The organism is Parabacteroides sp. AT13 (assembly GCF_002272965.1).
Classification (GTDB): domain Bacteria; phylum Bacteroidota; class Bacteroidia; order Bacteroidales; family Tannerellaceae; genus Parabacteroides; species Parabacteroides distasonis.
Genome location: NZ_NQMH01000002.1, coordinates 75,502 through 101,309, shown reverse-complemented (window position 1 = coordinate 101,309; position 25,808 = coordinate 75,502). Strand labels below are relative to the sequence as shown.

General features: G+C 43.6%; 17 protein-coding genes and 1 pseudogene. 8 read left to right on the top strand and 10 right to left on the bottom strand.

The window, feature by feature from the left end; all coding sequences use genetic code 11:
• From rsxC to galE, 6 genes are read left to right on the top strand one after another with little or no spacing between them, the layout of a single operon-like run.
• Window positions 1–1,332: an electron transport complex subunit RsxC gene (rsxC, locus tag CI959_RS14720; protein ID WP_005855665.1), complete on the top strand. Its 1,332-nt coding sequence runs from the start codon at window positions 1–3 to the stop codon at window positions 1,330–1,332.
• 12 nt (window positions 1,333–1,344) lie between these two features.
• Window positions 1,345–2,313: an RnfABCDGE type electron transport complex subunit D gene (locus CI959_RS14715; protein WP_005855664.1), complete on the top strand. Its 969-nt coding sequence runs from the start codon at window positions 1,345–1,347 to the stop codon at window positions 2,311–2,313.
• A gap of 2 nt (window positions 2,314–2,315) precedes the next feature.
• Window positions 2,316–2,930 (top strand): RnfABCDGE type electron transport complex subunit G, encoded by a 615-nt coding sequence (locus CI959_RS14710; RefSeq protein ID WP_008771710.1) that lies wholly within the window; start codon window positions 2,316–2,318, stop codon window positions 2,928–2,930.
• A 17-nt stretch (window positions 2,931–2,947) separates the two neighbouring features.
• Window positions 2,948–3,532, top strand: a complete 585-nt coding sequence (locus CI959_RS14705) for an RnfABCDGE type electron transport complex subunit E (protein ID WP_005855661.1) — start codon at window positions 2,948–2,950, stop codon at window positions 3,530–3,532.
• Window positions 3,533–3,544: 12 nt separating this feature from the next.
• On the top strand, window positions 3,545–4,117 hold the full coding sequence (gene rsxA, locus CI959_RS14700; protein WP_005855659.1) for an electron transport complex subunit RsxA: 573 nt from the start codon (window positions 3,545–3,547) through the stop codon (window positions 4,115–4,117).
• A 25-nt stretch (window positions 4,118–4,142) separates the two neighbouring features.
• Window positions 4,143–5,183, top strand: a complete 1,041-nt coding sequence (gene galE, locus CI959_RS14695) for a UDP-glucose 4-epimerase GalE (protein WP_005855657.1) — start codon at window positions 4,143–4,145, stop codon at window positions 5,181–5,183.
• Window positions 5,184–5,251: 68 nt separating this feature from the next.
• On the opposite strand, the gene CI959_RS14690 is transcribed toward galE, so the two are convergent.
• From CI959_RS14690 to CI959_RS14655, 8 genes and pseudogenes are all read right to left on the bottom strand, one after another.
• On the bottom strand, window positions 5,252–7,633 hold the full coding sequence (locus tag CI959_RS14690; protein WP_022193141.1) for a hybrid sensor histidine kinase/response regulator: 2,382 nt from the start codon (window positions 7,631–7,633) through the stop codon (window positions 5,252–5,254).
• Window positions 7,634–7,671: 38 nt separating this feature from the next.
• Window positions 7,672–8,303: pseudogene (locus CI959_RS14685) on the bottom strand (HAD family hydrolase).
• A gap of 122 nt (window positions 8,304–8,425) precedes the next feature.
• Window positions 8,426–9,673: a DUF1015 domain-containing protein gene (locus CI959_RS14680; RefSeq protein WP_005855651.1), complete on the bottom strand. Its 1,248-nt coding sequence runs from the start codon at window positions 9,671–9,673 to the stop codon at window positions 8,426–8,428.
• 71 nt (window positions 9,674–9,744) lie between these two features.
• Window positions 9,745–10,668, bottom strand: coding sequence for an NAD(P)-dependent oxidoreductase (locus tag CI959_RS14675; RefSeq protein ID WP_005855649.1), 924 nt, complete (start codon window positions 10,666–10,668; stop codon window positions 9,745–9,747).
• Window positions 10,669–10,685: 17 nt separating this feature from the next.
• Window positions 10,686–11,753 (bottom strand): 3-phosphoserine/phosphohydroxythreonine transaminase, encoded by a 1,068-nt coding sequence (gene serC / locus CI959_RS14670; RefSeq protein WP_005855647.1) that lies wholly within the window; start codon window positions 11,751–11,753, stop codon window positions 10,686–10,688.
• Window positions 11,754–11,885: 132 nt separating this feature from the next.
• Window positions 11,886–13,157: a replication-associated recombination protein A gene (locus tag CI959_RS14665; protein WP_057317571.1), complete on the bottom strand. Its 1,272-nt coding sequence runs from the start codon at window positions 13,155–13,157 to the stop codon at window positions 11,886–11,888.
• A 481-nt stretch (window positions 13,158–13,638) separates the two neighbouring features.
• The gene (locus CI959_RS14660) at window positions 13,639–15,207 is read right to left on the bottom strand and encodes a SusD/RagB family nutrient-binding outer membrane lipoprotein (protein ID WP_008771706.1); all 1,569 of its coding nucleotides are present in this window, start codon (window positions 15,205–15,207) and stop codon (window positions 13,639–13,641) included.
• 22 nt (window positions 15,208–15,229) lie between these two features.
• The gene (locus CI959_RS14655) at window positions 15,230–18,427 is read right to left on the bottom strand and encodes a SusC/RagA family TonB-linked outer membrane protein (RefSeq protein WP_005855640.1); all 3,198 of its coding nucleotides are present in this window, start codon (window positions 18,425–18,427) and stop codon (window positions 15,230–15,232) included.
• Between the two features lie 691 nt (window positions 18,428–19,118).
• Between CI959_RS14655 and CI959_RS14645 the strand changes: the two genes are divergently transcribed.
• Both CI959_RS14645 and CI959_RS14640 read left to right on the top strand, forming a co-directional pair.
• Entirely contained in the window at window positions 19,119–22,292 is a 3,174-nt protein-coding gene (locus CI959_RS14645) for a SusC/RagA family TonB-linked outer membrane protein (RefSeq protein WP_005855638.1), read from the top strand.
• A gap of 15 nt (window positions 22,293–22,307) precedes the next feature.
• The gene (locus CI959_RS14640; RefSeq protein WP_005855636.1) at window positions 22,308–23,837 is read left to right on the top strand and encodes a SusD/RagB family nutrient-binding outer membrane lipoprotein; all 1,530 of its coding nucleotides are present in this window, start codon (window positions 22,308–22,310) and stop codon (window positions 23,835–23,837) included.
• A 90-nt stretch (window positions 23,838–23,927) separates the two neighbouring features.
• Here CI959_RS14640 and CI959_RS14635 read toward each other — a convergent pair whose 3' ends face one another.
• Together CI959_RS14635 and CI959_RS14630 are read right to left on the bottom strand one after the other, a co-directional pair.
• The gene (locus CI959_RS14635; RefSeq protein WP_005855634.1) at window positions 23,928–25,106 is read right to left on the bottom strand and encodes a site-specific integrase; all 1,179 of its coding nucleotides are present in this window, start codon (window positions 25,104–25,106) and stop codon (window positions 23,928–23,930) included.
• A gap of 188 nt (window positions 25,107–25,294) precedes the next feature.
• Window positions 25,295–25,795, bottom strand: a complete 501-nt coding sequence (locus tag CI959_RS14630) for a lipid-binding protein (RefSeq protein WP_008780938.1) — start codon at window positions 25,793–25,795, stop codon at window positions 25,295–25,297.
• Between the last annotated feature and the right edge of the window lie 13 nt (window positions 25,796–25,808).

Below are 25,808 nucleotides of genomic sequence, written 5' to 3'. Positions count from 1 at the left end.
ATGCTAAGGACATTTCGAATCGGAGGTATACATCCCCCCGAGAATAAACTGTCTGCCGGTAAGAAAATTACGGCTCTCGCTACGCCTAAACAGGTGATTATCCCCCTCAGCCAGCATATCGGTGCCCCAGCGCAGGCCGTGGTGAAGAAAGGGGATCTGGTAAAGGTGGGTACATTGCTAGCCAAGGCGGGTGGTTTCGTATCAGCGAACATCCACTCTTCCGTATCCGGCAAAGTGAACAAGATAGATAACGCTCTCGACGCTAGCGGATACAAACGTCCCGCTATCTATATAGATGTGGAAGGTGATGAATGGGAAGAGACGATCGACCGCAGCGAGACCTTAGTGAAGGAGTGCACGCTGTCTTCCAAGGAAATCGTGGATAAGATCGCCGCTTCCGGTATCGTCGGTCTGGGTGGAGCGACTTTCCCTACGCAGGTGAAATTGATGCCGCCTCCCGGAAACAAGGCAGAGATCGTAATCATCAACGCCGTGGAGTGTGAGCCTTATCTTACTTCCGACCATTCGTTGATGCTGGAGAAAGGCGAGCAAATCCTAGTCGGTGTCACGATCCTAATGAAAGCGGTCAACGTGAACAAGGCCGTGATCGGTATCGAGAATAACAAGCCGGACGCTATCGCCCATCTGCAAAAGTTGGCGGTAAATTATAAAGGTATAGAGATCATGCCGCTTAAGGTACAATATCCGCAAGGAGGCGAGAAACAATTGATCGACGCCGTTATTCGCCGTCAGGTAAAAAGTGGTGCGCTTCCTATCTCGGCGGGTGCCGTGGTACAGAACGTAGGAACTGCTTATGCCGTTTACGAGGCGGTACAAAAGAATAAACCGTTGTTCGAGCGTGTGGTGACGATCACGGGTAAGGCGGTAGCTAATCCTTCCAATTTCTTGGTTCGTATGGGAACACCGATCAGTTGCTTGATCGAGGCCGCAGGTGGCCTGCCCGAGAATACGGGTAAGATTATCGGTGGCGGACCGATGATGGGTAAAGCGTTGATCAGCGCCGAGGTGCCGGTTTGCAAAGGAAGCTCCGGTGTTTTATTACTGACAACGGAGGAATCTGTCCGCAAGCCGATCCGGGATTGCATCCGTTGCGCCAAATGCGTAGGTGTCTGCCCGATGGGATTGAACCCTACCCTATTGATGAACGCCACGGAATTCCAGAATTGGGAATTGGCGGAGAAGAACTATATCACCGACTGTATCGAGTGCGGGTCGTGTAGTTATACCTGTCCGGCCAACCGTCCGTTGCTGGATCAGATCCGGTTGGGTAAAGGAAAAGTTATGGGTATTATCCGGTCTAGAAAGTCATAAAACAAGAGCAACATGGAAAATAATTTATACGTATCGCCCTCGCCCCACATCCATGGAGGCGACAGCATAAGCAAAAATATGTATGGTGTACTGATTGCCCTTATCCCGGCTTTCTTGGTATCCCTTTATTTCTTCGGTCTGGGAGCGTTGATCGTTACGGTCGTATCGGTTCTGGCCTGTATGATATTCGAGTATTTGATCCAGCGATTCCTGATGAAAAAGGAACCGACCCTTTGCGATGGCTCCGCTATCCTGACGGGCGTATTGCTGGCCTTCAACCTACCTTCCAACCTTCCGGTCTGGATCATTATCATCGGAGCGTTGGCGGCGATCGGCATCGGCAAGATGTCTTTCGGTGGATTAGGTAATAATATTTTCAATCCGGCGTTGGTCGGACGTGTATTCTTATTGATCTCCTTCCCGGCGCAGATGACGACTTGGCCGGTGGTAGATGCCTTGAACGTTTTCCCGATGACTTATACGGACGCCCAGACCGGTGCGACGGTACTGTCGTTGATGAACGAGGGCGTGACCGAGCTTCCGTCTTACGGGAATATGCTTGTAGGGGCTATGGGAGGTAGTCTCGGTGAAGTGAGCGCCGTGGCCTTGATCCTCGGTCTTTTATTCATGCTATGGAAAAAGATCATCACTTGGCAGATCCCGGTATCCATCTTGGCTACCGTATTCGTATTCACGGGCATCATGCACTTGGTGAATCCGGTACAATACGCCAGCCCGTTCGTTCATTTATTATCCGGTGGTTTGTTATTAGGCTCCATCTTTATGGCGACCGACTACGTAACCTCGCCGATGAGCAAGAACGGAATGCTTGTCTACGGCGTGGGAATCGGAATCCTTACCACGGTGATCCGTTTGTTCGGGTCTTACCCGGAAGGTATGTCGTTCGCTATCCTGATCATGAACGCATTTACTCCGCTAATCAACAGCTATATCAAACCTAAACATTTCGGAGGAAAGTAAGCATGGCAAAATTAAAATCAACATTACCCAATATGCTCCTTTCACTAACAGGCATTTGCTTGGTAGCAGGGGCGATCCTAGCCGGAGTGAACCAGTTTACCGCCGGCCCTATAGCGGTAGCCAAAGCGACCGCCTTGGAGGAAGCGATTAAAGCCGTTGCTCCCGAGTTCGACAACAAACCGACTGAGGACGTCTATATGGCCGTCTCCTCCGATGGTGATTCCCTCAAGATTTATCCTGCCAAGAAAGGCGGACAAGTCGTTGGCGGAGCTGTAGAGAGTAATACGAAAAAAGGCTTTAGCGGTGAGATACGGGTTATCGTAGGTTTCGATATGGATGGCAAGATCTTGAACTATTCCGTATTGCAACACGCCGAGACTCCGGGCTTGGGAGCCAAGATGCAAGAATGGTTCCGTGCGGACAAGAACAAGCAAAGTGTCTTGGGACGTACGATTCCGGACGGAGGCTTAAAAGTAACAAAAGATGGTGGCGATGTGGACGCTATCACGGCAGCGACAATCTCCAGCCGTGCGTTCCTCGATGCCGTGAACCGTGCGTATAGCGCATTCGCTGGCGTAGACGGACTAACGGGTGCCACTTCAACTGATAACAAATAAAAAGGGAGGACAGAACAATGAGTAATCTAAAAATATTGATGAATGGTATCATCACGGAGAACCCGACATTTGTATTACTGTTAGGTATGTGTCCTACCTTGGGAACGACCTCTTCGGCCATCAACGGCATGAGTATGGGATTGGCTACGATGTTCGTATTGATTTGCTCGAATATCGTGATTTCCGCCTTGAAAAACGTAATCCCCGACTTGGTGCGTATCCCGGGATATATCGTTGTGATCGCGACGTTCGTGACCGTAGTGCAGATGTGCATGGAAGCGTTCGTCCCGGCTTTATACGCTAGCTTGGGATTATTTATCCCGTTGATCGTGGTAAACTGTATCGTACTAGGACGTGCCGAGGCTTTCGCTGCGAAGAACGGCGTAGTCCCATCCGCTTTCGACGGAATCGGTATCGGACTGGGCTTTACGATGGCTCTTACGCTGCTGGGCGCTTGCCGTGAGTTCTTGGGAACCGGTAAGTTATTCAACGTAACCTTGATGCCCGAGGAATATGGTTCGCTGATCTTCGTATTGGCTCCGGGAGCGTTTATCGCCTTGGGTTATCTGGTAGCAATAGTAAACAAACTGCGTAAAGCATAATAAACGGATCATATGGAATATATATTGATATTTATCGCCGCCGTATTCGTTAATAACGTTGTACTGGCACAGTTCTTGGGAATTTGTCCGTTCTTGGGGGTATCTAAGAAAGTGGAGACTGCCGCAGGCATGGGAGCCGCCGTTACGTTCGTGCTTACGATCGCCACGATTGTTACATTCCTCGTGCAAAAATACATATTGGACGCTTTCGGATTAGGGTTCATGCAGACGATCAGTTTCATCTTGATCATCGCCGCCTTGGTTCAGATGGTGGAAATCATATTGAAGAAGGTCTCTCCCGCCCTTTACCAGGCGTTGGGCGTATTCCTTCCGTTGATCACCACGAACTGCTGTATCTTGGGTGTGGCGATCCTTGTAATCCAAAAAGAGTATAATTTATTAGAATCTGTGGTATATGCTATCTCGACCGCTATTGGATTTGCGCTAGCTTTGATTATCTTCGCGGGTATTCGGGAGCAACTAGCCATGACGCATGTTCCGGAAGGCATGAAAGGCACTCCTATCGCCTTGATAACGGCCGGTTTGCTAGCTATGGCTTTTATGGGATTCTCGGGTATCGTATAACAAACTTATCTAAATGAACACTAGAATGAAAAAGAAGATTTTAGTAGCGGGCGGAACCGGTTATATCGGCTCACACACCACAGTAGAATTGCAGAACGCCGGATATGAGGTAGTCATTATCGACGATTTGTCAAACTCGAATATCGAGGTGCTCGATGGTATCGAGAAAATCACGGGCATCCGTCCGGAGTTTATCCAATTGGATCTAAAGGATAAGGAAGGTACTCGCAAGGCATTGGAAGCTCATCCGGGCATCAAAGGCATTATCTTGTTCGCCGCTAGCAAGGCGGTAGGAGAATCCGTACAGCAGCCTTTGAAGTATTATCGCAATAATATTGTCACTTTGGTGAACTTGTTGGAGATGATGCCTGAATTCAATATCGAAGGTATCGTATTCTCTTCCTCTTGTACGGTATACGGACAACCGGATCCGGAGAACTTGCCGGTAACCGAGAATGCCCCGATCAAACCCGCTATGTCTCCTTATGGAAACACGAAGCAGATCAACGAGGAGATTATCCGGGATACGATCCATGCGGGAGCGCCTTTCAAGAGTATCATCTTGCGCTACTTCAACCCGATAGGCGCTCACCCAAGCGCAGAGATCGGCGAGTTGCCAAATGGTGTTCCCCAGAACTTGATCCCGTACTTGACACAGACGGCTATGGGTATCCGCAAGGAATTAAGCGTATTCGGCGATGATTATGATACGGCAGACGGCTCTTGCATCCGTGACTATATCAATGTCGTAGACTTGGCGAAAGCGCATGTAATCGCTATGGACCGTATGCTTGAGAATAAGTCTGATGAGCATATCGAGATATTCAACCTAGGTACCGGCAATGGTGTTTCTGTCCTTGAACTGATCAATACCTTCGAGCAGACAACAGGCGTTAAGGTTCCGCACAAGATCGTGGGCCGTCGTGAAGGTGATATCGAGAAGGTATGGGCCAATCCGGAGCACGCGAATAAGGTATTAGGCTGGACCGCCAAGGAGACTTTAGCCGACACCCTGCAATCCGCATGGAACTGGCAGAAACGTTTGAGAGAACGTGGCATCCAGTAAATAACACAAAAAAGAGGCCGTATCTGATAGCGCTTAGCTAAGATATGGCCTTTTTTATATCCTTATATCTACAAGTATTTCTCTAAGATCTCAAGAACTTTCCCGAAATCGATCGGCTTAGCGATATGCTCATTCATTCCGGATTCTTTACACAACTTGATGTCTTCCGCAAATGCGTTCGCAGACATGGCTATTATCGGCATGGACTTGATATCCGGACGTTCTAATGCCCGAATATGGCGAGTAGAGTCGTACCCGTTCATGACCGGCATCTGGATATCCATAAATACCAAGTCATAATATCCCGGACTAGAGTTTTTTACCATATTCACCGCGACAAGGCCATTTTCCGCCTCCTCTACCACCGCACCGGTCTCTTCTAGTAACACAGTCGCTATTTCCCTATTCAAGCTATTATCTTCCACCAGCAAGATCCGCTTACCCTCAAAGTTACCGAAAGGATATTGAGGCTTCTCCGTCTCTTCCTCTTTTTCCTCTTGCTTGATAGCGAAACTTTTCATCAAATAAAATAACTTGGATTTCATCAACGGCTTACTTATGAATCCATCGACACCGGCTCGTTGGGCTATCTCCTCAAAATGCGGACAATCATAAGCGGAAAGAATAATGATCGGAATATCCCGGCCAACGACTTTTCGGATACGGGTAGCGGTCTCGATTCCATCCATTCCCGGCATTTTCAGATCAAGGATAACGGCAAAATAGTCATCATTAAGATGATGTGCCCTCTCTACTTTCCCGATAGCCTCCTCACCAGAAATGGCATATTCACCTTTCATACCGATCTCGTTAATCCTCATACATGCGTTCTCGCAACACACGATATCATCGTCTACCACGAGAACCGGTAAATCCCTTAAATGATCATCCTCAAAACACCCTTGATCCTGCAATTTCAACTGCATCGTAAATGTAAAAACGGAACCTTTGCCATATTCACTCTCCACCAGAATCTCACCATTCATCATATGAGCGATATTACGGCTTATCGCCATGCCTAAGCCGGTTCCTTGTATATTCCGCAAGGTTGCGTCTTCCGCACGTTCAAATGGTTCGAAAACCTTGTGTAAGAAATCCGGCTTTATCCCGATACCATTGTCTATAACCGTAACCTCAAATAAACCATAATTACCATTTTTAATTGGCTTTTCCCGTATCTCAAGTGTTATTTTCCCATAGTCCGGCGTATACTTTATGGCGTTTGACAGCAAATTCAACAATACTTGCTGAATCCGTTGCACATCGCCAATCAGCTTTTCATGTTTGATTTGAAACAAGTGAACCCGGAAATCCTGAAACTTCTGACTGACCGAAGTCTGAACCATAGTAATTACGCTTTGCAATAACTCGCCCATATCGAACTCCTCGTCTGTCAGCAAAATATGTCCGCTCTCTACCTTAGACATATCCAAGACCTCATTGATCAAGTTCAATAACAATTTGGAAGAAACCATAATCTTCTTCAAGCAATCCACTATACGCTCCCGATCGTCGATATGCATACTGGCGATAGTGGTCATACCGATAATGGCATTCATCGGAGTACGTATATCATGGCTCATACGGGATAAGAAATCCGATTTAGCCTGATTTGCCGATTTAGCCACTTGTAGGGCATCTTGAAGTAATTGCCTTTGCCGCTCTTCCTCACGAACCTCCATAATATCGGTCCGGGTCAAAAGAAGTATATTCCTCTCCTTATCGAAAAAGCTAAAACGCAACTTCTTATCCCTAAAAACGCCATTCTCCATCACCTGACAGAACAAGACATACTCACGGGAATTTTGTAAGATAGATAAGACATGATCTAGGGAAAGATTTCGGGTTAACTCATCTCGCTGATCCTCCGGCACATATTTGTGGTGGAACTCGGCTACCTCTTTTTCATAGTCATTACTCGCTATCGGGGGGACCGGCGTCCCACTTTCACGATTGGAAGTATACATGACATAGCTATTCGTATTTGCCTCTATATAAACGACATAATCATACTCAGTCTGAACGGCAGCCTCTACGATCTGTGCCTTGCGACAATGATTCACATAGCGGCTGAAAAGAATGACACGATCCGGAATTCCACTCTTATCTTTCAAGATACGAATAAAAGCCTCATGCCACTCAAAACCCAACAAATCATTACAGAAACGCATGTCGAACTTCTTATTTGCTACGCCGCTAGCCGCCATTTGCCGCAATGAATTCAAGGATAAGATCTCCTCCCATTTCCCTAAATCCGCAGGATATACATATTCTTGAATGTAAGTCTGGCAAAGTTCTGTATAATCCAAACATTCTCCTTCCCTTTCGGGAGTCATCGAATCTTTGACTATCTCAACCTTTTCATTACCTAATGTGACGATCCAAAGCGTATCGACTAGCTCGTTTACACCACAGAGTAGTTCTTCCAAATTTAAAGTAGTATTTGTCATTTTCAATGATATAGATTTAATTAAGAGGAATAGAGATCCTATGATTTTGAGAGTATTTCATCGAGCCTCCCTCTCCAATCCTCTCCATTCAAAGGCTGATAGGTATGGAACCCCAGTTCCTGCCCCACTACGATATTATTCTTACCATCATCTACAAATAATGTTTCCTCTGGTCTGATTCCTGAATCCAAGACCATGCGATCAAAAATTTCACGATCTGGCTTAGTGACACCGATTTCATAAGAGAGATACAATTTATCGAAATAATCATTTAATGGACGGCCCGCCGGCGTAAACTCTTTTGTCTGTGCCCATTCAAGCTGTATGATCGGATTTGTATTGCTCAATAAATAGACTTGATATTTCTCACGGAGTTTTAATATGTAGTCCAATTTATATTGGGGAACGCCACCAATGAAGCCAAACCAAGCCCAACAAATATCCTCATAAGAAAGGTCTTTACCCGTATGCTTCCGTAAATAGCGACAAAACTCCTCTACTCCGATCTTTCCGGTCTCCAGATCTTGAAAAACCCCTTTTTGTTCGTAAGGATCTATCAATCCATCGGCATCTTTGACCCCAATCTCTATTAAACGACGAACAGGTTCATCCCGGTCCAAATCTATGATAACGCCCCCAGATCGAATACTATATTTTTTATTTTACCCATTGCGATACTATTTAAGTCCTAAAGATACAATTTATTCCGTATATCTAGGTTACAAGGATAAAAAAGGGTATAATCTTCAACGATTATACCCCAATCCAAAGCTATATTTATGTATATAAGACTTAATCCAATTTATGGATCACCAAACCGGAGCGAAGCTTCGGTTCGAACCACGTCGTCTTCGGCGGCATAATATTACCCGTATCGGCGATATCCATCAATTGCTTCATCGTAACGGGATACAAAGCCAAGGCAACCTTCATCTCACCGCTATCCACACGGCGTTTCAATTCACCCAGGCCACGGATACCTCCCACGAAATCGATTCGCTTGTCCGAACGTAAATCCTTAATGCCTAAAATCTCATCCAGAATCAAGTTCGAAGAGATCGTGACATCCAATACGCCTATCGGGTCATTGTCATCGTACGTACCGGGCTTAGCGGTCAAAGAATACCATTTCCCTCCTAAATACAGGGAGAAATTGTGCAAGGCACCCGGTTTGTAAATAGCAGAGCCCTTCTCCTCTACCACGAAGTTTTTCGTTAATCTCTCAACGAATTGTTCCTCGGTCAAGCCGTTCAAGTCTTTTACCACACGGTTGTAATCGATAATGGTCAATTGGTTGGCCGGGAAGCAAACAGCCATGAAATAGTTATACTCCTCGTCTCCCTTATGATCCGGGTTTTGCTTGGCCTTCTCCGCTCCTACCAAAGCAGCGGCGGCGGAACGATGATGTCCGTCGGCAATATACAACGCAGGCATCTCCCCGAATAACTCCGTGATGCGGGCGATGTCCTTATCCTCATCGATAATCCAGAACGTATGGCCGAAACCGTCTAATTTCGCCACGAAATTATATTCAGGCTCACGAGCCGTATATTTCATTACGATAGCGTCTAACTCTGAGTTGTCGGGATAAGCGAAGAATACCGGCTCGATATTAGCGTTGTTGACACGTACGTGCTTCATGCGATCCTCCTCCTTGTCACGGCGGGTCAGCTCATGTTTCTTGATCGTGCCATTCATATAATCGGGAACATAAGCCCCGACTACCAACCCATATTGAGTCTTGCCATTCATGGTTTGGGCATAAACATAATAGCATTCTTTCTGATCCTGAACCAACCAACCTTTTTCCTGAAAATTATTGAAATTGGCGGCGGCCTTCAGGTAAACAGCCGGATCATGCTCATCCGTCCCTTCTGGGAAATCGATTTCCGGTTTAATGATATGGTAAAGGGATTTCTCGTTTCCTTCCGCTTCCGCACGAGCTTCTTGCGAGTTCAATACGTCATAGGGGCGGGAAGCCACCTCCTCTATAAATTCTTTTGGTGGACGAACTCCCTTGAAAGGTTTTATTTTTGCCATGGTAATTAAATCTAATTGGTTTATGTATCAATGTAGAGACGGGGCGTACCCGTCTCTACAACCGGATATTCTCATTTATTAACCCGATACTTTTCATTGCCATTCACCAAGAAATCAACGATCTGCTTGGCGGCGGCGATACCAGCGTTGATATTAGCCTCGGCGGTCTGGGCACCCATCTTTTTCGGGGTGCTGAAATAACGACCGGCATATTTTTCGGCCAATTCCGCATGGATAGCGGGCATAATATCTGTCAAGTACTTGAAATCCGGACGCTCTTCCAACATCTTAGCGAGGCCAGCCTCATCCATCACCTCCTTACGAGCCGTATTCACTACGATAGCCCCCTTCGGCATGGAATTCATCAACTCGAAATTGATAGAACCCTTCGTCTCGGCCGTAGCCGGGATATGCAAGGAAACGATCTGGCAAGCCTTGAACAAGTCCGCCGTAGAAGCTACAGCCTTCACACCATCGGCCTCAATCACGGAAGCCGGACAGAACGCGTCATAAGCGTAAACCTCCATACCGAAGCCTTTAGCGATACGAGCCACGTTACGGCCCACGTTTCCATAAGCCAAGATACCCAATTTCTTTCCTTTCAACTCTGTTCCGGAAGTTCCGTTATAGAAATTACGAACCCCGTACACCAACATACCGAATACCAATTCGGCGACAGCGTTAGAGTTTTGTCCCGGCGTATTCATCACGCATACCTTATGGGCAGTAGCCGCATCCAAGTCCACGTTATCATACCCCGCACCGGCACGAACCACGATCTTCAGGTTCTTAGCGGCATCCAATACCTCAGCGTCCACCTTATCGCTACGGATAATCACGGCATCGGCATCCTTAACCGCATCCAGCAATTGCGCCTTCTCTGTATATTTCTCCAAAAGAGCCAGTTCCATGCCAGCGCCTTCCACTACCTCCCGGATACCTTTCACAGCGACAGCGGCGAAAGGTTTCTCTGTAGCAACTAATATCTTTGCCATGTCTGAATCCTCCTTGATTAATGTTGTTTCTCGAACTCTTTCATGCAAGCTACCAAAGCCTCCACGCTGCTCTTCGGCATTGCGTTATAAAGAGAGGCACGGAAACCACCTACAGAACGGTGTCCCTTGATACCTACCATACCAGCGGCAGTAGCATATTTACTGAACTCGTCCTCCAACTCCTTATACTCATCATTCATCACGAAACAAACATTCATGATCGAACGATCTTCCTCCGCTACCGTACCACGGAACAACTTATTGCGATCGATCTCATCGTATAAGATCGCCGCATTCTCAAGATCCTTCTTCTCCATAGCGGCGATACCACCTTGTTCCTTATACCATTTCAAGGTCTGTAAAGCCGCGTAAATAGGCAATACAGGAGGTGTATTGAACATGGAATCCTTTTTAATATGGGTAGCGTAGTTCAACATGGTCGGGATCGGACGGTCTACATGTCCTAAAGCGTCCACACGAACGATAGCCAAAGTCACGCCGGCAGGAGCCAAGTTCTTTTGAGCACCCGCATAGATAATATCATATTTGGAAATATCGATCGGACGAGAGAAAATATCGGAAGACATATCGCAAACCAAACGTTGCTTCACATCCGGATCCTTACGCATCTCTGTTCCGTAAATCGTATTATTAGAAGTAAAATGGAAATAATCCGAGTCATCAGCGATCGCATAACCCTTCGGGATGTAAGTATAGTTCTTGTCTTTGGAAGAAGCGACAACATCTACCTCCCCAAACAACTTAGCTTCCTTGATAGCGTTCGAAGCCCATGTGCCGGTATCCAAATAAGAGGCTTTCTTATTCAACAGATTGTAAGGAACCATACAGAACTGCATGCTGGCGCCACCGCCCATGAATACAACCTCATAGCCTGCCGGAACATCCAGTAATTCCTTGATCAACGCACGTGCCTCGTCGTTTACGGCTACAAACTCCTTACTTCTATGAGAGATCTCAAGAAGTGATAACCCCATACCCGCAAAATTTTCTACCGCAGCGGCTGTATTCTTAATTGTATACTCGCTCAAGATAGAAGGACCTGCATAAAAATTGTGCTTCTTCATACCAATGTCTTTTTAGAATGTTATTATAAATAAAGTAACTATTTTTTCAAAAACAGGCGGCTAATGTAACTATTTTTTCTCATTTGCCGACACTTTTCGAGCATTTTTTAATTTACAATCAGAATATGTCAATTAAAAACGATCTCCCCAAAGGCGCCTCATTTGCTCAATTAGTTTGTGCTCGGCCGGATTTTCCTGTCCTTTCCACAAACGTTCGCCCAAAATTTCCTTCGGAAGATACTCCTGCTTTACAAAATGATTTTCGTAGTCGTGCGCATATTTATATTCCTTGCCATACTCCAATTCAGCCATTAATTTGGTAGGCGCGTTGCGTAGATGAAGCGGTACGGGTAAATTCCCAGTCCGGTTAACAAGTGCCAAAGCGTCGTTGATCGCCATATAGGCCGAATTACTTTTCGGGCTGCAAGCCAGATAAACGGTCGTCTCGGCCAGAATGATCCGGCCCTCCGGCCAGCCGATCTTCTTCAAGGCATCGAAACATGCGTTCGCCAGCAAAAGCGCATTCGGATTCGCCAATCCGATATCCTCAGAAGCGGAGATCACCAACCGCCGTGCGATAAACTCAGGGTCTTCTCCCCCGGCCACCATACGGGCGAGCCAGTAAATGGCGCCATCGGGATCGCTACCCCGGATCGACTTGATAAAAGCGGAGATTATATCGTAATGCATCTCCCCTCCCTTATCATACGCCGCAGGGTTCTCCTGCAACCTCTCCACTACCTTCTCATCCAGAATCTCAATATTGTCACTCTCCTCGGCAGACACCACCAGTTCCAGAATATTCAGCAACTTCCGGGCATCTCCTCCCGAGTAACGTAACATGGCATCCGTTTCCGTCAGCCTTATGTTTTTATCCTTCAGAACGACATCCTCGGCGATCGCCTTATGCAATAGCGTAAGCAAGTCATTCTTGTCCAGCGATTTCAACACGTACACCTGACAACGGGATAACAAAGGACGGATTACCTCGAACGAGGGATTCTCCGTGGTTGCCCCAATCAGCGTCACCACGCCCGTCTCCACGGCGTTCAGCAATGAGTCTTGCTGCGACTTACTGAACCGGTGTATCTCATCAATAAACAATATCGGCGATACCGTATTGAAGAAGCAGTTGCTCTTGGCCTTCTCTATCACCTCCCGCACGTCCTTCACTCCCGAACTGATCGCGCTTAACGTATAAAAAGGCGCATCCAACTTATTCGCTATGATCTGCGCTAAGGTAGTCTTCCCGACTCCCGGCGGCCCCCACAATATAAAAGAGGGAACCCGTCCCGCATCAATCATCTTCCTCAACACGGCTCCCTGGCCTACCAGGTGCTTCTGTCCAATATAATCATCCAACGTCTTCGGACGTAATCTCTCTGCTAATGGTTGACTCATCATGGAAGCAAAAGTCGGATATTTTATTTACTTTTCAAAGGATAAGTCAAGAAATTTATCGTATAAAAAGAATGTTAAACAACAGGAAATAGTGACATAATGAAAGAACAATCACTACAAATACACTTTTACCCATATAATATACTAACATTATGACAATGAAAATTTAACATTCCCTTAATTCCCTATCCTTTCTATCCCATACTTTTAGCGATATCTTCTTAACACATTATACCTTCTTTCTTGAAGCATTAAATATCTATCAACTGGTGCATGATCGTCCAACAGTTGGTGCATGATCATGCAACGTCTGTTAGATGATCATGCACCAATTGTTAGATGATCTATATTTCCATATAAAACCAATAAGCCTTCCAAGGAAATGGGATAAGGGAAGCTATCAAAACATGTAAGATATATAACAAAAAAAGATGCCCCTCCATAATCGGAGAGGCACCCTATACCTTATATTATATATGTTAGATTAGCGAGTTCCGCCAGCCCACCATACAGGCTCTGAATATACGTATTGACCGTCGCCATAAGCGGCTTTTACTTCCGGATTTGATACCACGTCACTATTACCATAAGGCATACGAAGAGGGAATTTTTTCGTATTCGCCAATGTCACGAAATTCTCTCCTAATCCTTTCATTCTACGGATATCATTAAAAGTCTCGGTAGCCTCTCCCGATGCCCCCCACAAAGCCAGATATTTCTGGATCATGGTCTCTTTCAAAGGATTTACAGCAAACAACGGTTTAACTTGGTTATCGAAATATGTATTGGCCGTCTCCTCTGTCATTTTTTCTGAATTCACGACCATTTTGCTACCCATATAAGTGATAGCAGAAGAGACACTTCTCTCAGCATTTGCGATTCCGGCAGCTACCGCCTCTTTCAACGCTTTCTCGGCGTCAGACGTACGGTTTAAGCGACATAACGCCTCAGCTTGCAAGAATTTCAACTCATGATAACTCATCAACATCGTAGGAGCCGTGTTTGAATATACAAAGGCGGAAACACCATATTTCTGCATATTCTGCTCAGGAGTACCATTCGGGGCCGGAACTAAGTTCTTATCAGCAGAGCCTGTAACCTGTACGCGTTTCTTGTCAGCCGTAGTAGGAGAAAGCATCACTCTTTCCAATCGAGGATCTTTACGCTCAATCAACTTGTCCGTCAAGCTCTGGCTATTGGCAAAACCAGCGCGAGAATCGAAGTAACCAAAGAATGGGTTGATATTATTCGCATCATAGACAGCGTATGCAGCCTCGTCATCCGCAGAAGTAAAAGATTTTGATACATAGTCCAAAACCTTATTCAAGTCAGCTTGCTTATCCGTGGAACGATTGATCAGACGCATCGTATAACGAGCCTTCAAACCATAAGCGAATTTAATCCATTTCTCGGCATCTCCATTATACAAATAATCATACGTACCAACCGGTGAACGATCAGACTGATTCAAATCCTCGATCGCCTTGTCCAAGGAGGCCATTATAGAGACATAAATCTCCTCTTGCTTATCTATTTTAGGATTCATATTCACCGGTGAGCCATTCTCATCCAATAAAGAAGCTTCACTATAAGGTGTATCTCCAAATATATCCGCCAATAGAGCGCCATTGTAAGCTTCCATGACCTCAGCGATACCTCTCGTCACTAAATTTCCCTCATCACGCTTACCTTCTTGACATTGACCGATAATAACACGAGCGTTCTTCAAGCTTGTATAAACATTTCCCCACGTATTCTCAAACGTAGAAGAGGCAGAAGGCTCATTCAAACGAATTTCCGCGTTATATAACTGGTTTTCGATACCCACTTCATATTCCACGTAGGAAGATGAATAGGTATTGAAGTCTCCGCTAACGTTGGAAAATGCAGTAGAAGTAATCAAGTCGGCCAAGATAAATTTGCCATCCACGCTATTTGTATGGCTCGTATCTTGGTTAATCCGATCCATTACATCCTCGGAACATCCAGCCAATGCCAAGGATACGGCCGACATAACAGCCAACCCTTTAAATGATTTTATTATTGTATTCATATATATCTGTCTTCTTTATAAATTAGAAATTTACGTTGACACCAAAACCGTAGCTAGATGTACCCGGTAAGGAGAAACGCTCGAAAGCGCCAGCCATATTGTTATTTCCTTGAGTAGCCTCTGGATCGAAGCCTTTTATCTCAGACCATACAATGATATTACGGGCGAAAACATTCACGTTTACATTCAAGTTATCTTTCTTATATACAGGATATGACAATGAAAGTTCACGCAATTTCAAGAACGAGTTGTCATAAACATAGGCTTCGTCAATGCCCCTCACGCTTTTGAAATACTCCTCTGCATCTGATCCTTTCACTCCACCCGTATAGGGAACATAGATAGGTTTACCATCCGCATCTACGCCCTTCTGTTCAACAGCAGCATAGTCAAAATGATATTTATCACTCTTACGAACCTCTCCAGATAACTTACTTGTACCATAGAAGTTCGTCTCACCAGCCGTACCACTATACATTTGTCCACCTTGCTTCCAGTCAAATACAGCAGCCAAACGGAATTTATACAACTCGATATTCGTATTGAAACCCAAACGGAAATCAGGAGAAACCTTACCGATTACTTGGGTCTCACCAGCCTCTGGTATACCTTTTTCGTTTACTACAATTCGTCCTTCGCCATCACGTTTGTAACCAACACCATAGATTACCGGGAATTTATCGCCGATACCTGCACGTACTTGAGGAGTCACGAAACCACCCAACATAATGCTCTCTACGCCCGGAGCCAACTCGTCTACATAATTGTCGATCTTTGAGAAGTTAAAAGCGAAGTCCAGCTTGAAATTCTTCGTATCAACCGGAGAGATACCTAATGTAATCTCATGTACGTTTGAGTGCATCTTTCCACCATTCATCATCATACTGGAAGCACCTGTGGAGCCAGCCAAAGGCACCTCGAAGATTTGGTCTTTCACGTTCTGACGAGAATACGTATAATTCAATGAAACTAAACCATTCAAGAAAGTCAAGTCAGCACCAAGCTCATAAGACTTCGTGTTCTGAGGCTTCAAGTTCGGATCATAAACCACGAAATAAGGAATATACGCCATATTTCCATTAATCGGATACATAATAGGTGTTCCCTGGAAGAAACCACCACCATAACTTGGCGTATAATAATAAGACGGCACATATTCTCCTGCCATACCTACCTCTGCGTAAGAGCCACGGATCTTACCAAATGTCAAGATATCATTCTTCAAGGCTTCCACTTCCGTGAATACCCATCCAAGGGATACGGAAGGATAAAAGAACGAACGGTTATCTCTCGGCATAGAAGACACGATATCGTTACGTCCCGTAACATTCAAATAAAGCATATTCTTCCAAGCCAAAGATAAGCTAGCGAAGTTACCTACCGTACGTTTTCTCTTATACTCATGAGAGCTGTTGAATACAGAAGCGTTGTTCAAATGGTTCCAGCCCGGGAAGTTGAAGCTATATCCCACGGCTTGAGTATTACTGATTCGCTTATCTACAAGCTCATTACCCAACAAAGCATCGAATACGAAGTCCTCATTGATATTCCAGTTATACGTAAACGTCAACAATGAGTTCATCTCATTTACCGTAAAACCGTATTCGCTAGCATAACCATTCGCATAACCAGTTGTACCGTAGCCGTAAATATCAGAGTAATTGGTCGTATAAGCGTCATCACCAATTTGGTATTTCACATCCAATTTATGATTGTCCGTACCAAATTTAGTAGAATACTTCAAGAACGCATTCCCGAAGAAACGTTGAGATCTCTCCGTAAAGCTATTATTGTCGCACGCCCAGTTTCCATCATCGATCCAGTTCTCACGGAACGTATTCTGAGTATAAGGATCACCTTCGATATGGGAAGGTATGCCCGCCATAGTATAACTGATAGGAGCCGTATAAACCGTAGCGGTAACACCGTCATTAGCGGTTCCTTGCTTCTTGATCTTTGATGTCACGAAGTTTCCGTTAAAACCAGTCGTCCAGTTATCATGCAATTGCGCCTCACCCGACAGCTTCACGTTATAACGATCCATTCCCGTAGAACGAACGATACCATCAGAAGTCGTATTACCCAAAGAAAATGAATAGTTTCCTTTATCGAAAGATTGAGCTACATTTACAGAGTTACTCCAAGTAACGCCAGTCTGGAAGAAATCTTTCGCATTATTATAAGCTTGGGGAGTAGCCCATGGATCCAATCCTGCCGCAGCACGCTGAGGCACATAGTATTGTCCATTATGCAATCCACCTTCCGTATATTCATTTTGTACATTACCGCCATATACAGGATCATTCGCCAAGTCAGAGATAGACGGTCCCCAGCTAAATCCCGAATATGGGTTATAAGCACCTTCATTACCTTGTCCATATTCAGTTTGTAACTCAGGTAATGTAGAAACCTTATCAAACGCAAGATTCGTGTTGAATGAGATCTGAGGTTTTCCTTTACGAGCACCTTTTCCGCTCTTTGTAGTAATAACGATCACACCATTAGAAGCACGCATACCATACAACGCAGAAGCGGCTTGTCCTTTCAAGATGTTGATACTCTCGATATCGTTCGGATCTAAGTCTACGGCACGGTTCGCATAGTCAGCTCCACTAACACTACCATTATTCATAGTATCCGTATTAACATCCGCCGTAGAAGCGATCGGCATACCATCGATCACATACAAAGGAGAGTTATCCCCTGTAAATGAACGGGCTCCACGGATCATGATCTTGGAAGATGCGCCTGGCATACCCGATGAGGAAGCGATATCGATACCGGATACTTTACCTTGCAAAGCCCCAGACAAACTAGTGTTAGCACCTTGTGTTAACTCATCCGATTTTACATCTTGCACGGCATAACCTAAAGCTTTCTTTTCCTTTGAGATACCCATCGCTGTAACCACGACCTCATCCAAGTTTTGAGTATCAGACATCAATGTTACATTTACATTGGGAGACACAACTACCTCCTTGGATTTCATACCGATGTATGAAATAACTAATTGCTTACCATCACTAGGAACATCCAAAGTAAAATTACCGTCAAAATCCGTAACTGTTCCCACAGTCGTTCCTTTTACGATAATGGACGCACCGATCACCGGCTCACCATCTTCTCCGACTACCTTACCGGTAACCTTCGAGGTCTGTGCCGAAACTACTCCTACGCTCATCGCAAGAAATAGTAGCACAGAAGTCAACTTTTTCTTCATAGACACATTCTTTTTATTTAAACTAAACTAGAAATTCAATTAAGCTTTCGTGGACTATAGTTCATACAGAACTACTCCATTTTATGTTTTACGACATACCTATTAAATGAAAAACGGTTGCAAAACTATAAATTATACCTGAAAAAAACAACAAATTATTATTATTGTGATATATTTCCTTTGTTTTCTTAATTGTTAAATCTGTCAATTTGCAATATAACCACTGTCTAAATCGACTCAGGTGACATGATCGTATCACAAATCAATGAGTTATCGCTGCCGATAGTTTCTTTTTGACAAATAAAAAAATTATTTTTATCTTAATTTTATCGTAACAAATAGTGAGCTTACTCTTTATAGGCATGATATTGGACTTGATATCAACTTATTCTGGATATTTTATAGCATATAGCTTATCACTAAAAATATTTACAACTTTATTTTATGTAGATATTTGTGAAAAACGGCTGGCTTTTCTTATCCTCCCAATATGGCTGATAAACAATATCTCTCAAATCCAATATATTTATTACAGAATTTTAATAGATCTAAACTTATATGATAATTTTTTTTCATATGACTACACTAAATAAAATATTGAAAATTGGTAGTTCTGTATGAACTTAGTTAATCAACCATTAAAATGCAGAGAAAACATTTTTAAGTATATAGTTAATAAATAAGTGTGTTTATGAAGAAAAAGTTGACTTCTGTGCTACTATTTCTTGCATTGAGTGCAGGTGTGGTTTCAGCACAGACCTCGAAGGTTACCGGTAAGGTAATTGGGGAAGATGGAGAGCCGGTGATCGGTGCCTCTATTATCGTAAAAGGGACAACCGTGGGAACAGTCACGGATTTTGATGGAAACTTTGAACTAGAAGTACCTGCGAATGGTAAACAATTGGTTATTTCATACATCGGTATGAAATCTCAAGAAGTTGCGGCCACTTCTAATGTAAATGTAAAACTATTAGCCGATACCCAGAACTTGGATGAGGTCGTGGTTACGGCTATGGGTATCTCAAAGGAAAAGAAAGCTTTAGGTTATGCGGTTCAAGATGTGAAAGCGGATGAGTTGACGAAAGGAGCTAATACTAGTTTGTCTGGCGCATTACAAGGTAAGGTTTCTGGAGTGGAGATCTCTCCTTCTTCCGGTATGCCGGGTGCCTCTTCTAAGATCACGATTCGTGGTTCCAGATCTTTTACAGGGGATAATACTCCTTTGTATGTGATTGACGGTATGCCTGTCGCTTCAACGGCTGATGTGGACACCGGTAGTTCTGTTTCCGGCACGGACTTTGCATCTCGTGCGGTGGATATCGACCCAAACGATATTGAAAGCATTAATATATTAAAGGGACAGGCCGCATCTGCCTTGTATGGTATGCGTGCAACAAATGGAGTAATTGTCATTACGACCAAAAGTGGAAAGGGAGCCCGTAAAGGTAAACCTCAGGTCGCTTTTAATACCAGCTTATCTTTTGATAAGGTTTCAACGATGCCTGAATACCAAAAAGTGTATGCGCAGGGTACAAATGGCAAGTATAGCCCGTATGCTTCAACTTCTTGGGGACCACTAATCAGCGAATTGCCTAACGATCCGACTTATGGAGGAAATACGGATAATGAGTTTACCAAGCAATATGGTAAGCATGAAGGTATGTATTATGTACCTCAGCGGGCCGCTGCGGGATTAGACCCTTGGGCTCAACCACAAGCTTACGACAATATCAAGGATTTCTTCAACGTGGGTACGACATGGAGTAACTCCGTGAATGTAGCTCAAGCTTTTGATAAAGGTAACTATTCCTTCTCGATCGGTAATACTACGCAAGATGGTATTATTCCAAATACAGGCATGGACCGATACAACGCAAAAATGAGTGCCGAAGCTCAATTACACAAGAACTGGTCTACTGGATTTACCGGTACCTATGTAAATTCGAAGATCAGCAAGCAGTCTAGTGCCAATAATGGAATCTTAGCTACTGTTTACGGAGCTCCTTCTAGCTACGATTTAGCCGGTATCCCAAGTCATGTTGAGGGTGACCCGTATACACAAAATACATTCCGTAGCACATCAGGTTTTGACGGAGCTTATTGGGCGGTAGATAACAACGAGTTCTTGGAACGTTCACAACGTTTCTTTGGAAATACTTATTTGAAATATTCTACGAAGTTCAATACCGATAATCACAAATTGGATGTCAAGTATCAATTGGGTGTGGACTCTTATACGACTAATTATACGGATTCTTGGGGTTATGGACATGCAAATGGTTATGGAGAGATTGATCACTATGGATATTCAATCACGGAGTTGAACTCTTTGTTGACCGCTGCATATACTTGGAATATCAATGAAGATTGGTTGTTCGATGCCCTTGTTGGTAATGAATTGGTAGAGAATCAGCGGAAATTTTACGAGTCTTATGGAGCGAACTATAACTTCCCGGGTTGGAATCATATAGATAATGCTACAACTATGGTAGCATCCGAGTCATTACGCCGGAAACGCACAGTTGGTAACTTTGCTAGCATTTCATTGTCTTACGCTAACATGGTTTACTTCAACGCAACTGTTCGTAACGATATCGTATCTAATATGCCTCGTAACAACCGCTCATTCACTTATCCATCTGTTTCCTTGGGCTGGATTTTCACAGAATTAGAACCATTGAAGAATAATGTCTTGACTTATGGTAAATTACGTGCTTCTTACGCCGAAGTAGGACAGGCTGGAGATTATTATGATTCTTATTATACTACACCTGTTTACGGTGGTGGTTTTTATGGTTCTACGCCTATACAATATCCTATGAGTGGAATTACGGCGTTCACTCCATATGCTCGTGTGTATGATCCGAATCTGAAACCTCAGAACACGAAGTCTTATGAGTTAGGTGTGGATTTGACCTTCTTGAATGGTCTGTTCTCATTGAACTATACCTTCTCTCGGCAGAATGTGAAAGATCAGATATTTGAGGTTCCTTTGGCTGGTTCTACAGGCTCTGCAGAATTAGTAACCAATGGTGGCGCTATCCATACGAACGCTCATGAGATTACGTTGGGAATCAATCCGATCAATACGAAGAATTTTAAATGGGATATGGCATTTAACTTCTCTAAGATCGATAACTACGTGGATGAGCTGGCTCCGGGTGTAGAGAGTATTTTCTTGGGAGGTTTCGTTGATCCGCAGGTACGTGCGAATATTGGCGATAAATTCCCTGTAATCTATGGTACGACTTTCTTGCGTAATGACAACGGTGACATTGTCGTAGACGAAGATGGCTTGCCTCAGATCGGTAGTGAGGGTGTGATCGGTAAGGTTTCCCCGGATTTCCTCTTGGGTTTCAATACTAATTTTGAGATCTACAAATTCCGTATCGGCGCTACGTTCGATTGGAAATGTGGTGGACAGATGTATAGCGGTACATTGAACACGTTGAACTATTATGGTACAAGTATGGAGTCTGTTGAAAGTCGTACGGCCGAGACTTTCCGTTTTAGTCATCCGGCTGTAAAGCAGTTGGAAGATGGTTCCTATGTAGCTAATGACATAGATATCAAAGGCGAAGACGCTTTATCATATTATGACCGCATGACGCTTATTTCCGAAGCTGGTATCTATGACAGTGGTTTCTTGAAACTACGTGAGTTGTCCGTTAGTTATCCGATATGGGATAAGAATGGAATCAACGTGAACTTAAATGTTTTTGCCAGAAATATCATTCTTTGGTCTGAGTTGAAAGGTTTGGATCCTGAGGCTTCTCAAGGTAATAATAATATGGGCGGTGGCTTCGAGCGCTTTTCTATGCCGGGTGCTTCGAGCTATGGCTTCGGTTTAAATGTGAAATTCTAATAAAGGAAACAAAAGATGAAACTTCAAAATATCTCAAAAAAATTATTGACGGGAGTTGTTTTCACCGCAGCCTTGGTCTCTTGCTCTGAGGATAAGATGGATGAGATCAACAAAGATCATAATCATACCACAGCAGTTCCCGCAAAGATGATCCTTACGGATGTCATGACTTCGACTGCGTTTAGCGTGGTTAGCGGCGATTTCAATTTATATGGTGGTATGTATGTGGAACATGAGACAGGTTCGCATAATCAATTCTACTATGCGGAAACCCGTTCTTCTTGTACATCGGCTTCTACCTTTAATAACTCATGGGGGGGAACCTATTCGACACTGAAAGATGCTTTGATCTCTGTCAAAGTCGCAGAAGAAGAGCAGAACTTCATAACAAAAGGCATTGCGGAACTTTTCGTGGCTTACAATTTGGCGATCTTGACAGATATGTATGGTGATACACCTTGGAAAGAGGCTTGTGACTATACAGTATCTATGACTCCCGCTATCGATAAACAAGAGGAGATTTATAAGGATATCATGGCCTATGTGGATGCCGCAATTGAAGATCTTCAGAAATCAGATCTGACGAGCCTGTCTAATCAAGATTTGATTTATAAAGGTGACGCTTCGGCTTGGCTAAAGACAGCTTATGGCTTGAAGGCTCGTTATACGATGCGCTTGATGGGACGTAGCGCTGATGTTAAGGGCGATATGGAAAAGGTGTTGGATTATATTTCCAAGTCGTACACCTCGGCAGCCGAGCAATGTAGCTATGCTATGTATGGTGTGGGTGTTAATATCAACCCATTTTTCGGAGTATTCTATTCTCGTTTAGGTGAAGTAGCCAGCCGAAGTATGTTTGATAAATTGAATGAGCGTAATGATCCGCGTATCAGACGTTGCTATGTGGAGGCTAACAGCCAAACGATGATTGCTTCTAAGGATGATCCATTATTGAATCTTGCTCATAATGGTGATTTAGTACAAAGTCAGTTAGAATATACTGTTTCCATGTTCTGTGCAGCTCAAACCGCTCCGACTCACATCTTAAGTTATCATGAGGTATTGTTCTTGAAGGCAGAGGCTTTGTGTCGTTTAAATCGTAAGGATGAGGCAAAAGCAGTGTTGAAAGAGGCTGTTGTCGCAGGTATGGCTAATATGGAGGTTAATATCAAGTCTGCCCTCGCTTCTGATTATTGGGGAGGTTTCTTGAATGTAACAAACGAGGTGACACCGGAGGAGGCCGCTTCTTACTTTGATGAGAATGTCGTTCCCTTATTCGATGCTAATCCTTTGAAAGAGACGATGATTCAGAAATATATTTCTTTCTGGAACGCAGATGGAGAGTCTACCGAGTGCTATAATGACGTACGTCGTTTGAAGAGCTTGGGTGAGGATATTTATGGCTTGCAAAATCCGGGTAAGTTCCCGTTAAGATGTCCGTATGGTAATGATGATACTACGACTAATCCTAATATACAAGCTGCTTATGGTGATGGTCAGTATGTGTTTACCGAAAACGTATGGTGGGCTGGCGGAACTCGCTAATCAATATATAAAAGCATAACGAGTGACAACATTCAAAAAAGGGGAAGAATATCTTAATGATATTTTTCTCCTTTCTTATAAATCCACATTCTAGCCGAACTTCAATCGTGTCTCAATCTTCTCAAGATCGCGGACAATCGTCATATCCATGATATTGCTATAGATTTCGGTAGTACGAACACTTTTATGCCCTAACAACTTTTGTACCGTAGTTATATTCGCTCCATTATATAATAATAAGGTAGCATTTGTATGCCGAGCCGTATGAAAAGATACCTTCTTATCAATACTTGCCAATTGGCTGATTCGGCGTAATTGCTTATTCACGTTTGAATTAGAGGATAAGGGAACACCAAACAGGGTTCTCGGCGCATTCTTATATCGCTCATAGATAGGTAAAGATTTACCCTCGAACAAGAGGAATAGCGGCAAACGGACACTCACATCTGTCTTCACCGATGAATAAACCAGCCAAACCTTATCATCAATAATCAAAAAGTTCTCTTTCGTTATACTTACTATGTCTGAGAAACGTAATCCCGTGTAGCAACTAAATAAAAACATATCCAGACACCGGCGCAATGTACGCTGCCCATCCAGCTTTAAGTTTTCCAAACGACCTAACTCCTCAGGCGTTAAATGAGTACGCTTACTCTCTTGATATTTAATCTTATATTTCCGAAATGGATATTTGTGCAACTCGAACAACTCCTTATTAATCGCCAAGTTGATATATCGTTTCAAATGCTTCATATGTTTAGCGATCGTATTTCGATGATACTCCTGCTTCAATAAGAAATATTCAAAATCGCATAAGAAATTGAAATTAATATCCTTAAACAGAACGTCCTTTTTATATAAGGATAGAACATGCAAAGTGGACAAATGGTTTTTTAATGTCGATTCTTTCAAATTACTATGTAAAATCTCCTCACGCATGAAAACAAGAAAAGAGGAAGACGTAGATGTCGAAGAAGCCTCCTCACGCAGATCCTTCAACGAAAAACCGTTATTCGCTTGTCTCTTCTCCAGCTCATCTCTCTCCAACTCCATAACATAGTTCTGAAGATACAGGTTTAACGCATCCATATTCGGATGATTCTTTATGGAACGTCTCTTGTTGTCCCATTGACAAGGTTTCACATAAACCTTCGTTGAAAAATACCTCTTTTGCCTATTCAAATAGGCCTCTACTTGAATCAAAGCTTTTCCTTCCGCATTCAATTGCTTTTTTCGATTAAACACTAAGTTGTAAATTACTTTTTCCATGATACATTTATATATTATCTGATTGTAAACACGAAGGAACAATAATAAGTTCTTTGTAGCACAATCTACAAACTAAAAGTTTGTTATCACGGATTACCTACTAATAAAAAACCATATATCCAAGTAAATAAAAAGGGCCTACCAAATACATGGCAGGCCTCTCCTACTTTTCGAGATATTAAATCATATCAATAATCTTCACCTTCCCAACCTGTTTTACGGAATCCCTTAACCGTCATCGACTTTCCATTTTGAGTCAAGGTAAATTCAATGGCATCCACTTTTGTATTGGCTTGAGTAGTATAACCATCCACAATTACTTTACCAGAGATATTGAAGGTTACAGTAGAATTTATACCATCATCCGCATGGAGCAGATTAGCGATACCATCCCCATCAAAAGATTTAGAAGTGACATCGCAATGAATCTTGCCACGTACTCCCCAGTCGTTTGTGGCAACACTCATTTTTATCCACATCTTATCCGTGGCATCATCAGTCGTATTGTAAGTATTGCAGGTCACACCTTCCGCCAAGACACCACCATCCTCACCTGTAACATTAACTACCCATTCGCCACATAAAGGGTAAATAGCCGTGTATTCTATCTCGTAATCACCATAAGTCTCACAAGAAGAAAAGGTGACCAACGCCAATAAGATAACCAGTAATTTATTTATCTGTTTCATATTCAAAAAGCTT